The organism is Pseudomonas sp. 1928-m (genome assembly GCF_029269135.1).
In the GTDB taxonomy this organism is placed as follows: Bacteria; Pseudomonadota; Gammaproteobacteria; order Pseudomonadales; family Pseudomonadaceae; genus Aquipseudomonas.
In genome coordinates this window covers 646074-658137 of the sequence record NZ_JARIXO010000001.1, presented here as the reverse complement: position 1 = coordinate 658137, position 12064 = coordinate 646074, and the positions used below count along the sequence as shown (strand labels likewise).

Annotated in this window: 12 protein-coding genes; 8 read left to right on the top strand and 4 right to left on the bottom strand. The window is 62.5% G+C overall.

The genetic code is table 11. The features are described 5' to 3' along the window. The first annotated feature begins 36 nt into the window (after positions 1-36). The 8 genes from P3C18_RS02950 (at position 37) to P3C18_RS02915 (ending at position 8432) form a co-directional block, all read left to right on the top strand. The gene (locus P3C18_RS02950) at positions 37-456 is read left to right on the top strand and encodes a DUF4426 domain-containing protein (protein WP_275960379.1); all 420 of its coding nucleotides are present in this window, start codon (positions 37-39) and stop codon (positions 454-456) included. Beyond that, positions 453-1049, top strand: a complete 597-nt coding sequence (rdgB, locus tag P3C18_RS02945) for an RdgB/HAM1 family non-canonical purine NTP pyrophosphatase (RefSeq protein WP_275960377.1) — start codon at positions 453-455, stop codon at positions 1047-1049. Before P3C18_RS02950 ends, rdgB begins: the two co-directional genes overlap by 4 nt. Next, complete coding sequence (hemW, locus tag P3C18_RS02940) at positions 1046-2206, top strand: radical SAM family heme chaperone HemW (protein ID WP_275960376.1); 1161 nt, start codon at positions 1046-1048, stop codon at positions 2204-2206. Before rdgB ends, hemW begins: the two co-directional genes overlap by 4 nt. A 30-nt stretch (positions 2207-2236) precedes the next feature. Continuing rightward, positions 2237-2560 carry a DUF3392 domain-containing protein gene (locus P3C18_RS02935; protein WP_275960375.1) on the top strand — a complete coding sequence of 108 codons (324 nt, stop codon included), beginning with the start codon at positions 2237-2239 and terminating at the stop codon, positions 2558-2560. A gap of 292 nt (positions 2561-2852) precedes the next feature. Next, entirely contained in the window at positions 2853-5102 is a 2250-nt protein-coding gene (gspD, locus tag P3C18_RS02930) for a type II secretion system secretin GspD (protein WP_275960374.1), read from the top strand. A 223-nt stretch (positions 5103-5325) separates the two neighbouring features. Next, the gene (locus P3C18_RS02925) at positions 5326-6003 is read left to right on the top strand and encodes a hypothetical protein (protein WP_275960373.1); all 678 of its coding nucleotides are present in this window, start codon (positions 5326-5328) and stop codon (positions 6001-6003) included. A 36-nt stretch (positions 6004-6039) separates the two neighbouring features. Then, positions 6040-7836 carry a zinc-dependent metalloprotease family protein gene (locus tag P3C18_RS02920; protein WP_275960372.1) on the top strand — a complete coding sequence of 599 codons (1797 nt, stop codon included), beginning with the start codon at positions 6040-6042 and terminating at the stop codon, positions 7834-7836. Between the two features lie 65 nt (positions 7837-7901). After that, positions 7902-8432 (top strand): type II secretion system protein N, encoded by a 531-nt coding sequence (locus P3C18_RS02915; RefSeq protein ID WP_275960371.1) that lies wholly within the window; start codon positions 7902-7904, stop codon positions 8430-8432. Here P3C18_RS02915 and P3C18_RS02910 read toward each other — a convergent pair. From P3C18_RS02910 to P3C18_RS02895, 4 genes are all read right to left on the bottom strand, one after another. Then, entirely contained in the window at positions 8429-8830 is a 402-nt protein-coding gene (locus P3C18_RS02910; protein ID WP_275960370.1) for a hypothetical protein, read from the bottom strand. The two genes, P3C18_RS02915 and P3C18_RS02910, sit on opposite strands and share 4 nt — an antisense overlap. Positions 8831-8981: 151 nt before the next feature. Further along, positions 8982-10325, bottom strand: coding sequence for a DUF1329 domain-containing protein (locus P3C18_RS02905; RefSeq protein WP_275960369.1), 1344 nt, complete (start codon positions 10323-10325; stop codon positions 8982-8984). Positions 10326-10508: 183 nt separating this feature from the next. Then, the gene (gene trmB / locus P3C18_RS02900; protein WP_275960367.1) at positions 10509-11228 is read right to left on the bottom strand and encodes a tRNA (guanosine(46)-N7)-methyltransferase TrmB; all 720 of its coding nucleotides are present in this window, start codon (positions 11226-11228) and stop codon (positions 10509-10511) included. A gap of 31 nt (positions 11229-11259) precedes the next feature. Then, positions 11260-12054, bottom strand: coding sequence for a thiazole synthase (locus tag P3C18_RS02895; RefSeq protein WP_090250159.1), 795 nt, complete (start codon positions 12052-12054; stop codon positions 11260-11262). Positions 12055-12064 lie beyond the last annotated feature (10 nt).

Below are 12064 nucleotides of genomic sequence, written 5' to 3'. Positions count from 1 at the left end.
CGGCTGCACTGCACGATTAGCTACCAGGAGATCCTTATGCGTCACATCGCACTACTGTTTATCGCCCTGTGCCTGAGCCTACCGGCGCTGGCTGAACGCAAGCAGACCTTTGGCGATCTCGACGTGCACTACATCGCCTTCAATTCCGGCTTTCTGCAACCGGATATCGCCGCTGCCAATGGCCTGGTACGCAGCAAGACCCAGGGCGTGGTGAACATTTCCGTGCTCAAGGCCGGTACCGCCAGCAGCGCCAGTGTCAGCGGCGAAGTGAAGGACCTGGTCGGCCGCAGCCACCCGCTGACCTTCAAGCAGGTCAACGAGGGCGCCGCCATCTATTACCTGGCGCAGTTCCCCTTTACCCAGCGCGAGATGCTGCGTTTCACCATTAATGTGCGCGCGGCCGATGGCGTGGCGCACAGCTTCAATTTCAACCAGGAATTCTTCCCAGACGAATGATGACCTTCAGCGAACTGGTACTTGCCAGCCACAACGCCGGCAAACTCAAAGAACTGCAAGCCATGCTCGGCAGCAGCGTACGCGTGCGCTCGGTCGGCGAATTCTCGATGGTCGAGCCGGAGGAAACCGGCCTGTCGTTTATCGAGAATGCCATCCTCAAGGCGCGTAACGCCGCGCGACTGTCCGGCCTGCCGGCGCTGGCCGACGACTCCGGCCTGGCGGTGGATTTTCTCGGCGGTGCGCCGGGCATCTACTCGGCGCGCTACGCCGATGGCCAGGGTGACGCGGCGAATAACGCCAAGTTGCTCGACGCCCTGAAAGATGTGCCGGATGCCGAGCGCGGCGCGCAGTTCGTCTGCTGCCTGGCGCTGGTGCGGCATGCCGACGATCCGCTGCCAATCATCTGCGAAGGCCTCTGGCATGGGCGCATCCTGCACGCCGCGCAAGGCGTGGAAGGCTTTGGTTATGACCCGCTGTTCTGGGTGCCCGAGCGCGACTGCTCTAGCGCCGAGCTACCGGCGGCCGAGAAAAACCAGATCAGCCACCGCGCCCGCGCCATGGCCCTGCTGAAACAGCGGCTGGGTTTGGCATGACCACCGCGCCCGGCGGCGGCTTCGAGCTGCCGCCACTTGCACTCTATGTGCACATCCCCTGGTGCGTGAAGAAGTGCCCGTATTGCGACTTCAACTCCCACGCCGCCGGGCCAACGCTGCCAGAAGAAGCGTACGTCGACGCCCTGTTGGCCGATCTGGATGCCGACCTGGCGCAGGTGCATAAGCGGCCGCTGAGTTCGATCTTCTTCGGCGGCGGCACGCCTAGTCTGTTTTCGGCCAAAGCCCTCGGTCGCCTGCTCGAAGGCGTGGAGCGGCGTGTGCCGTTTGCCGCCGATATCGAAATCACCCTGGAAGCCAACCCCGGCACCTTCGAACAGGCCAAGTTCAAGGACTACCGCAGCCTTGGCATCAATCGCCTGTCGATTGGCGTACAGAGTTTCCAGGCGCCCAAGCTGATCGCCCTAGGACGTATCCACGACGGCGATGAAGCGGTGCACGCAGCCGATATGGCGCGCGCCGCCGGCTTCGACAATTTCAACCTCGACCTGATGCACGGCCTGCCGGACCAGTCCATCGAGGATGCCCTCAGCGACCTGCGCACCGCCATTGCCCAGGGACCGACGCACCTGTCCTGGTACCAGCTGACGGTGGAGCCGAACACGGTGTTCTGGAACCAGCCGCCGGTGATGCCCGAGGACGATATTCTCTGGGACATTCAGGAAGCCGGGCAGGCTCTGCTGGCCGCCGAAGGTTACGCGCAGTACGAAGTCTCGGCCTACGCCCAGCCTGGCAAGGCGGCCCGGCACAACCTCAATTACTGGACCTTTGGCGACTTCCTCGGCATCGGTGCTGGCGCCCACGCCAAGTTAAGTCGCCCGGACGGCAGCATCAGCCGCAGCTGGAAAACCCGCCTGCCCAAGGACTACCTGGACCGCAGCAAACGCTTCAGCGCTGGCGAGCGCGCCCTTAGCGCCGATGAATTGCCCTTCGAATTTCTGATGAATGTGCTGCGCCTCACGGACGGCGTCGCCAGCGAGCTGTTCACTCAGCGCACCGGCCTGCCGCTCATCCAGCTCGCTGCCGCGCGCGCCGAAGCCCAGCAACGCGGCCTGCTGCACAGCGACCCGACACGCCTGAGCGCTACCCGCGAAGGCCAGCTGTTTCTCAATGATCTGCTGCAACACTTTCTACCCTGACGCATGCGCCCACCCGGCTAAGGAAACCTGATGGACCTGCTACTCGACCTGATCGTCACCCTGTCGCGCTGGAGCCGCAGCCACCTCTACGACATCTCCCTGGCGATTATCGCGACGCTGTTGGTGCTGTTCGGGCCTGGGGTCAATGCCTGGGTGCAGCGCAATACCAGCAGCATGAATTTCATCTTGCGTACGCTGATCTTCGTGCTGCTCTGCGCGGTCGGCTACGGCCTGCTGATCGTCTTCGCCACGCCGTACCTGGCCAAGGGCCTGGGTTTCTTCAACAACTTCACCCTGGCCCCGGTGCTGATTCTGGTGTTCTTTATCATCGGTATCCTCGCCGACCGCAGCTAAGCTGCGCGCCCACTGATCGACAGCCCGGCCACGGGCTCTCGGCTGCAGTTGCCAACTGAAGCGCGCATCACGTCCTGGCAACAAATCGCCGACTGACTGTGACGATCATCGCAGATCGCCATCACGCCTCAACATACGCCGGCTTTTTTCATTAGCCTTGCGCCCCCAACACTGCTCGCAGTACTGGTTGCAGCCGTTTTCTCCCGTCCGAACAGCGCCTCCAGCCTTCCCTTGCCCGACTTCGCGTCAGCTGCGGCAGTGCATTACGGCCACACATATTGATGCCCTTGCCATGATCACGCCTGCCCTGCGCCATCTGTTCCGCCTGCTACTGCTGCACACAGCCCTGTTGCTAAGCATCGCCAGCCAGGCCAATGCCTCAACTGAAGCATCTGCGCAGAGCGAGGACAGCTGGACCATCAATATGCAGAACGCGGAGATTCGCGACTTTATCGAGCAGATTTCCAGCATCAGCGGGCAGACCTTTATCATCGACCCGCGGGTAAAAGGTCAGGTCACGGTGATTGCCCAGCAGCCGATGAATATCGCCGAGGTCTACAAGCTGTTCCTTTCGGTGATGAGCACCCATGGCTTCGCCGTGATGCCGCAGGGCAATCAGCTGAGCATCATCCCCAGCAGCGAGGCCAAGACCACCGCCGGTAGCCACGGCAACCTGGAAACCCGCGTGCTGCAGGTGCAGCATGGCGCCGCCAACGACCTGCTGCCGCTGATCCGCCCACTGGTGGCCAACCACGGCCACCTGGCTGCCGTGCCTTCATCCAACAGCCTGATCATCAGCGACACCCCGGCCAATATCGCCCGTATCGACGAAATCATCCGCCAGCTGGACAGCCAGAATCAGGATGACTTCAGCGTCTATGACCTGCGCCATGCCTGGGTCCACGAGCTGGCGGCGGTGATCAACAGCTCACTGAAAAACGCTCAGACCAGCGGCGCCCAGGTGATCGCCGACACCCGCGCCAATCGCCTGCTGCTGCTCGGCCCCAGCGACGCCCGCGCGCGCCTGTTGAAGCTGGCGCAAAGCCTCGACACGCCCAGCTCGCGCTCGACCAATACCCGGGTTATCCGCCTGCGCCATGGTGATGCCAAGGAAATGGCAAAGACCCTCGGCGACTTCGGCGACAACCTGAGCCAGAGCCAGGGCAGTGAAAACGCCGCACCGCTGAAGTTGATGATTCGCGCCGACGAGAGCCTGAACGCCATCGTCATCATGGCCGAAGCCGATATCGTCAATATGTTCGAGGACCTGGTACGCCAGCTGGATATACCCCGCGCCCAGGTGCTGGTGGAAGCGGCCATCGTCGAGATGTCCGGCGACATCAATGACGCCCTCGGCGTGCAATGGGCCATCGATGGCCGCAACGGCGGTGGCCTGGGCGGCGTCAATTTCAGCAATGCTGGGCTGTCGGTCGGCACCCTGCTTGGCGCCATCGCCAGCGAGAACCCCGCCGAGCTGGCCAAGGCGCTGCCCAACGGGGCGATTTTCGGCGTCGGCAACGACAACTTCGGCGCGCTGATCACCGCACTGTCCTCGACCGGCAAAAGCAACCTGATCTCCACCCCCACCCTGCTGACTCTGGACAACCAGGCCGCCGAGATTCTGGTCGGGCAGAATGTGCCGTTCCAGACCGGCTCCTACACCACCGACGCCGCCGGCTCGAGCAACCCCTTCACCACCATCGAGCGCAAGGATATCGGCGTGACCCTCAAAGTCACCCCACATATCAATGAAGGCGCCACCCTGCGCCTGGTGATCGAGCAGGAAATTTCCTCCATTGCCCCGAGCACCGGGCTGAATGCCCAGGCGGTGGACCTGGTCACCAACAAGCGCTCGATCAAGAGCACCGTGCTGGCCGATGACGGCCAGGTGATCGTGCTCGGCGGCCTGATTCAGGACGACATCACCAGCAGTGAGAGCAAGGTGCCGCTGCTCGGCGATATTCCCGGCGTCGGCCGGCTATTCCGCTCAACCCGCGAAGCCCGACAGAAGCGCAACCTGATGGTGTTCCTGCGCCCCACCGTGGCGCGTGACGGTGTCGGCCTGGCCAACCTGAGCCTGGGCAAATACCGTGACCTGCGCCTGCTCGGCCAGGCCAACGGTTACGACCATCTGCCGCAGCAGGCCCACGCTTTGTTCGACCAGGGCATTGAGGCACCCGCGACCGACCTGCGCCAGCCGGCCAAAGCCATCCCGGCAAAACCGAGCAAGACCCTGATCGAGACGCCCAAACCTGTCGACCCCGCCACCCTCGGCGATGGTCGTGGCGGCGAGAGCAAACCCCAGGTTGCAGCGCGCCGCCACACCATCCAGCTGGTTGAAGGCAGCAACCGCGAATTTATGCAGGCTCTGCTGGAGCGCCACCCCAAACAACCGCTGCGCCTGGCCGAGCGCGAGCAGGACGGGGAAACCCGCTACGTCGTGCTTTATGGCAGTTACCCGAGCCGCGAGACCGCGCTTAAAGCCCTGGCCGCCCTGCCCGAACAGCTGCCCAAACGCGGCGCCAGCGCCCTGCCCGAGTAAGCAACCAGGCGTTGCGGCACCACGCCGCAACGCCATGGCCGAGCGGCGTGGAACTGTGCCCCATTCCGAGCGAGACGTGGCACACCCTGGATATGAGACCAAGGTTCAAATTAAACAAGCTGGCCCTGCCCATACCCTCTGCCTGTGAACTGCATAGCGAATAACCACAGAGGCTCTACCTAGACTGCGCGACTTCAACTTTCCAGACTAATGGAGCAGTCGCATGTCAAAACGCTGGATTACAGCCGCAGTCGCCACCGCCATTGTCGGCGGCGTCCTGGGGGTCGTGCTCTCGGCTGACCTTGAGCCAAAGCCAAGCCAAGCGGCATCGAATAACAATCCCGACAGCAAATCGTCCGCGCCCAGCGCAAGCACGGCCGCATCCGCCAGCCCAGCAGCCAGCCAAGGCGCCAGCGGCGTCTCCACCCTGCAGGCCAAACCGCCCGTGGCCACCAGCAGCGCCGCGCAGGCCACGCTCTGGGATGCCGACTCACTGCAGGAAACCGAGAGCAACGGCATTACCCAGCACCTGACCCAGGTCGACCCTGAGCAACTCAACAACCTGGCGCTCGGTCAGGTGGTTTCTCTGGCACTACCGGGGCGCAGCAGCCCAACCCGCGCCAGCCTCGGCGAAACCCGCAACACCGCTGGCAGCGCCGTATGGCAAGGCAACCTGATCGATGGCGACGAGGTGGAAAGCATGACCCTGGTCAAGGGCGCGCTGGAGACCCATATCACCGTCGCCACGCTCGACGGCAGCCTGTCGATCATCATCGATAACGCCACGGGCAAGACGGTGATCACCGATGAGAACCAATTGGTAATGCGCGCCGACCCCAATGACCACCTGCACTACGACCATAAAGAACTGGCCCCGCTGCCACCGCCCACCCAGGGCTGATCGCCGTCTTACTCAAATCGCACAAGGAACGCTGATATGAAGAAAGTGCAATGGCTCTCTGCCCTCGCACTGGCCCTAACCGCCCATAGCGCCCAGGCCAACCCGCAAACCGTCGACATCATGGTGCTCTACACCAAAGACGCGCAGAGCCTGCCCAACGGCCGCGATATCGACGCACGCATCGCCAGCTATATCGAATACACCAACACGGCCTACGCCAAAAGCGGCGTGAATATCCGCCTGCGCCTGGTGCACAAGCAGCTGCTCGACTGGGCCAACTACTACGACGTGTCCGGCGCCAACCTCAACAAATTCACCGACGACGCCCAGGTAAAGCGCCTGCGTGAGCAATACGGCGCCGACGTGGTACAGCTGATCAACCGCACCACCCAGGGCCAGGGTTATGGCGTCTGCGGTATCGCCTGGATGGGCACCGGCACGAAGAACAGCGACCGCTTCAACAGCGGCGCCAAGGAAATGGCCTATGGCCTGACCGGCGTCGACTGCAGCCTCAGCACCTTCGCCCATGAGGCTGGCCACAACATGGGCCTGCGCCACTCCTACGAGCAGGACCAGCAGGAAGGTTACTACAACGCCAACGGCCACAATGGCACCCACGAATGGAGCCGTGGCTACGGCGTCCAGGGTCAGTTCAGCACCATCATGGCCTACCCGCAGGTCTTCAATGCTCGTCGTCAGGCGCCGGTATTTTCCAACCCACGGTTGAATGACGCCGACTGCGCCAATCAGCCCTGCGGCATGCCGGATCGCTCCGATGCCGTGCGCGCGCTCAACGCCATGGCCGGACAGATCGCCGCCTTCCGCGCCACCCAGGTGCCGGTCACCACTAACCCCGGTACCGGCAACCCAACCACGCCACCGGCCGAACTGCCCTGGTGCAGCAAGCCAGCGCTCAAGGGCCTGGTCAGCAACGGCGAGTTCAACAGCAACGAAGGTTGGCGCGCGCTGTTCGGCCAGGCTCAGTTGAGCCTGGTCAATGTGGCGCTGAACTGCCGCGACAATGCCCTGCAAATGGATGCGCGGGCCTTCGACGTACTGGCTACACCGGTCACCGGCCTGACTGCTGGCGCGCAATATCGCCTGAAAGCCAAGGCCATGCTCAAGGCCCGCGACAGCCGTGAGAACGTGCGCGTGGCGATCCTCCAGGAAAGCACCGACGGCCGCTTTACCTACAGCGCCGAGCAGACGGTCAGCCTGTCGGTGACTGGCAACGAGTTCAGCCGCCTGGAAAAAGCCTTCACCTACACAACGCCAAGCAACGTGCGCAATCTGTATGTGGCGATCTGGAGCGACAGCGGCAGCAGCCTGCTGGTTGATGAAGTCGAGCTGCAGGAAGTCCAGGCCGCTGCGCCTCCGGTACCACCTGCGCCAACCCAGTTCGGCTGGAACTTCGAGAACGGCATTGGTGGCTGGTCTGGTTTCCATGGCAGCGCCCGCGCCAGCACCTTCGCCAGCGGCAGCCGCCAGGCCTTGGAAGCCTATCAGCGTCAGTACGAAGGCGCCGGTGCCAGCGTTAGCCTGCTCGGCAATGTCCAGGCGGGTAATCGTTACCGCGTCTCGGCCGACCTGAGCATTGGCCGCAGCAGCGCGGTCAGCGCCATCGCCTACGCCTACCTGTATGTCGAAGACAGCAATGGCCGTGGCCAGTACCTGCCGCTTGGCCAACGCTCCACCCGTGGTGGCAGCTGGAGCAAGTTGCAGCATGAGGTGCAGCTGCCAGCCGGTACGCTGCGCCGCGTCGACCTGCTGATCCTGGGCACCCAACGCAGTGAGTCGCTGTTTATCGACAACGTCAGCATCGGCAAGCTGTAAACACCCAGTAGTACCCAAGCCCATGGCTGCCTTAGCAGTCATGGGCTTTTTCATTAAGGATTTTTATGCTGCAGCCCAATAAACCAGCCCAGTCCGTCGCCTCGGAGCATCTGATCACGGGCCTGTGCCTGCTGCTTCTGCTCGCTGGCAGCCTCAGCCTGGCCTATCAGGGCGCGGCGTTCTGGCGCTTACTGCACAGCCCAATCAACCTGGCGCCCGTGCAGCACGCCCCCGTGCAGCCGGTTATCGATGAGCAGCAACTGGCGGGACTGTTCGGCCTCCCTCTACTCGACAGCGGCGGCCCGGCTCCGGCTACATCCTTGCAACTGACCTTGATGGCCGCCTTCAATCATCCACAAAGCAGCCGCTCCAGCGCCATTATTGGCCAGGCCGGCCTGCCCCCGGCGCGCTTTATGGTCGGTGCCACCATCGCCCCAGGCGTCACTCTGGAGAGCGTACAGCGCCAGCATGTCACCCTGCTCCGTCAGGGTCGCCGCGAGAGCCTGCACTTCCCGGATAAATCCAACCAGCCGCTTACACCTGCTGCCGACCCTGTCGCGACCGGATTACTTAGTCAGGCCAGCAGCCTCGACTAAAAACCCGCAGCGGCTATCTCGATCGGCACGATCTCGAACCGATCCTGCTTGGAGATCAGCTGAAATGCCCGCAGCTTGGCATCGCCATAGCCTTGCGCATTGGTAAAACGGTCATGCACCAGCACGATCAGGTCCGGATAAGGAAACACCCCAGCATTGAAGTGGCCGACTGCCAGCAGCTCGCTGGTTTCGCGCTGCACCAACGGTGGCGTCAGGCGCACCAGCTGACCACGGTGATAAACCCGGTAATGGCTGCTCTTGCCCAAGGCAAAACTGCTTTGATTGAACTGGCGGATCGACCAACTGCCGGCCACCTCCTGAATGCTGCGCTCGCCCTGGGTGCTGCAACCACTCAACAACACCGCCGCCAGCAGCAGACACTGTCCCAACTTGCCCATAAGTCCTCCCTAGAGCCTCACCTGGCCGATAGAAACAGCCCGATAGCTGCCACAGCACAGGCATGCTCAGCTGCGGGCATTCGCATCACTGTAGTCGTCAGCCATAAAAAAACCGCCTGCAAAGAGGCGGTTTTTCCAATGCTAGCGAGGCTCAGTTGCCTTCGCGGCGCAGCGCCTGCGGGGTGAAATCTCGCGGGCCCAGCTTGGCGTTGAAGTTGTACATCGGCTCGTTGTTATCCAGGCCGTCGACAAAGTAGCGCTTGCCTTTGAAGTCGTAGATGGTTTCCAGGGTGCTGCCGAACATTGGTACGTCGTAGTAACTGATCGGGTGGCTTTCCTGCACGCCGCTCAGCTCGCCACTCTTGTCGTAAAGATCGGCGGCGAGGATCTGCCAGCTGTCTTCATCGATATAGAAGCGACGCTTGGCATACGGATGACTAAAGCCTTTGCGCAGCTCGGCCTCGACCACCCACACACGGTGCAGTTCGTAACGCAACAGATCCGGGTTGACGGTGTTGCTGCGCAGGATGTTGTCGTAGGGGATGCCCTTCTGGTGCACGGCGTAGCTGTTGTATGGCACCAGCATTTCCTGCTTGCCGACCAGCGTCCACTCGTAACGATCCGGCGCGCCATTGTAGGAGTCAACCTGATCGGCGGTAGCCATGCCGTTACTGTCCGGCTGCAGGGTGTCGTAGGCCAACATCGGCAAGCGGCGCACGCGGCGCTCGCCACGGTTAAAGCGCCAGGCCTTGCGGATCGCCAGTACCTGGTCGAGGGTTTCCTGCACCACCAGCGCCGAACCGGCGAGCTTGGCCGGCGCGACCACCTTGTACTTGTAGTAGAACAGGGTGTTGTCCAGATCCTGCGGGCTGACGCCTTCGCGACCGTAGAGGAAGTAGATGTCGCGCTCCAGCTTGAGCAGGTTGTAGGCGCCGTTGCTCAGTACCGCCGCCTGGTTGGTGACAAAGCTGATCTGGTCACCGCGGTAACGCATGATGTGGTTCCAGATAACTTCCTGGCCGGTTTTCGGCAGCGGGAAGGGAATACCGGCGGCGGCACCGTCGACACCATTACCGCCGGAAATCAGCTCGGCAGTCTGCGCATTGAAGCGCGTGGCGTCATAGATACGCTGCGGCGCGGCGGCGCTGCGACGGGTCGGGAATACCCGTAGGAAGTAATCCGGGTTCTTCTCCAGCAATGCCTTGAGGCCCGCCGGCAGCTGCGCCTGGTACTGCGCCAGGTTCTGGCTGTTGACCTGATACAGCGGCGCATCGGCGCTGTAGGGGTCAGGGTGATGCATGCCCGGCTGGTAGTTGGCCGGCGGTTGCGCCAGGCCACCGTCCCAGGCCGGGATGGTGCCGGCGGCATTGCCCGCGCGCTCACCGCCCAGCGGGGTCAGGTCTTGGCCCAGACGTGCAGCCTGGGTACTGTCGACTTTGGCCTGTGCCTGTAACGCGCACGTAGCCAGCAGCAGAATTGAAAGCGTTCTCAACACAGCGATCTCCTCGCAGCCTGGCCTGAGGCAGGGCTGCTGTTTTTATGACCGGGGCAGTGCTGCCCGGGTTTATGTGCCGTCTTGGTGAGGAGCCGTCCTGGCGGGCGTCGGATTATTCCGATCTTGTGCAATCGTCCCTGTGCTTATGGTCTTGCTGCGCCGATACCTCAGCGCGTGAATCAATCAGTCGATGCGCTGGAACTTCAGGTCCCATACGCCATGCCCCAGACGCTCGCCGCGGCGCTCGAACTTGGTGGTCGGGCGCTCCGTCGGGCGCGGCACATACTGGCCGTCCTCGGCCTGATTCTGGTAACCAGGCGCAGCATTCATGACTTCCAGCATGTACTCGGCATAAGGCTGCCAATCGGTGGCCATATGCAGTACACCGCCAACCTTGAGCTTCTGCCGCACCAGCTCGGCAAACGCCGGCTGCACGATACGCCGCTTGTTGTGCTTGGCCTTATGCCACGGGTCTGGGAAGAATAGCAGCAGCCGATCCAGGCTGGCGTCGGCCACACAGTTGCGCAGTACGTCCAGCGCATCGCAGCTGTAGACGCGCATATTGTTGAGGTTCTGCGTCATCAGGCCGTTAAGCAGCGCGCCGACACCCGGACGGTGTACTTCCACCCCGATAAAGTCCTGCTCGGGCGATGCGGCGGCCATTTCCAAGGTGGAATGACCCATGCCAAAACCGATCTCGAAGGTGCGCGGCGCGCGGCGGCCGAACACCTGATCAAAATCACGCAGGCCGTCCTCCAGTTGCAAGCCGAACTTCGGCCAGCCCTGATCGAGGCCGCGTTGCTGACCTTCTGTCATGCGCCCGGCACGCATCACGAAACTCTTGATCGCGCGGTGCTTGGAGGTGTCTTCAGCCGGCTCAGGTTGTTGCTGCAATTCGGTCATGCTGTGCTCTTAAAGTGCTTATAGAGTGCTTTTACTTAATCAGACCATCCAGCGGCGAAGAAGCGCTGGCATAGAGTTTTTTCGGCATGCGCCCGGCCAGGTAGGCCATGCGCCCGGCGATGATCGCGTGCTTCATCGCCTCGCCCATCAGAATCGGGTTCTGCGCATGGGCAATCGCGCTGTTCATCAGCACCGCCTCACAGCCCAGCTCCATGGCGATGGTGGCATCGGACGCGGTGCCCACGCCGGCATCGACCAATACCGGAACGGTAGCCTCTTCGAGAATGATGCGCAGGTTATACGGGTTGCAGATGCCCAAGCCGGTGCCAATCAGACCGGCCAGCGGCATCACCGCGATGCAACCCATGGCCGCCAATTCGCGGGCGATGATCGGGTCATCGCTGGTGTACACCATCACGTCGAAGCCGTCCTTGACCAGCACTTCGGCGGCCTTGAGGGTTTCGATCACATTGGGGAACAGGGTCTTCTGATCGGCCAGCACTTCCAGCTTGACCAGCTTGTGACCGTCGAGCAGCTCACGGGCCAAACGGCAGGTACGCACCGCCTCAACGGCGTCGTAGCAACCAGCGGTGTTCGGCAGGATGGTGTACTTGTCCGGCGAGATCACATCCAGCAGGTTCGGCTCGCCCGGGTTCTGCCCGATATTGGTCCGCCGCACTGCCACGGTGACGATCTCGGCACCCGAAGCCTCGATGGCCAGACGGGTTTCTTCGAGGTCTTTGTACTTGCCGGTCCCCACCAGCAGACGCGACTGATAAGTACGGCCGGCCAGGGTAAAGGGCTTGTCGCTGGGCGCATGGCTCATGGGTAATCCT

Bases quoted from the DNA above. Each gene is read 5' to 3' on its own strand.
- P3C18_RS02950 (WP_275960379.1), top strand. From the start codon at position 37: ATGCGTCACATCGCACTACTGTTTATCGCCCTGTGCCTGAGCCTACCG.
- rdgB (WP_275960377.1), top strand. From the start codon at position 453: ATGATGACCTTCAGCGAACTGGTACTTGCCAGCCACAACGCCGGCAAA.
- hemW (WP_275960376.1), top strand. From the start codon at position 1,046: ATGACCACCGCGCCCGGCGGCGGCTTCGAGCTGCCGCCACTTGCACTC.
- P3C18_RS02935 (WP_275960375.1), top strand. From the start codon at position 2,237: ATGGACCTGCTACTCGACCTGATCGTCACCCTGTCGCGCTGGAGCCGC.
- gspD (WP_275960374.1), top strand. From the start codon at position 2,853: ATGATCACGCCTGCCCTGCGCCATCTGTTCCGCCTGCTACTGCTGCAC.
- P3C18_RS02925 (WP_275960373.1), top strand. From the start codon at position 5,326: ATGTCAAAACGCTGGATTACAGCCGCAGTCGCCACCGCCATTGTCGGC.
- P3C18_RS02920 (WP_275960372.1), top strand. From the start codon at position 6,040: ATGAAGAAAGTGCAATGGCTCTCTGCCCTCGCACTGGCCCTAACCGCC.
- P3C18_RS02915 (WP_275960371.1), top strand. From the start codon at position 7,902: ATGCTGCAGCCCAATAAACCAGCCCAGTCCGTCGCCTCGGAGCATCTG.
- P3C18_RS02910 (WP_275960370.1), bottom strand. From the start codon at position 8,830: ATGGGCAAGTTGGGACAGTGTCTGCTGCTGGCGGCGGTGTTGTTGAGT.
- trmB (WP_275960367.1), bottom strand. From the start codon at position 11,228: ATGACCGAATTGCAGCAACAACCTGAGCCGGCTGAAGACACCTCCAAG.
- P3C18_RS02895 (WP_090250159.1), bottom strand. From the start codon at position 12,054: ATGAGCCATGCGCCCAGCGACAAGCCCTTTACCCTGGCCGGCCGTACT.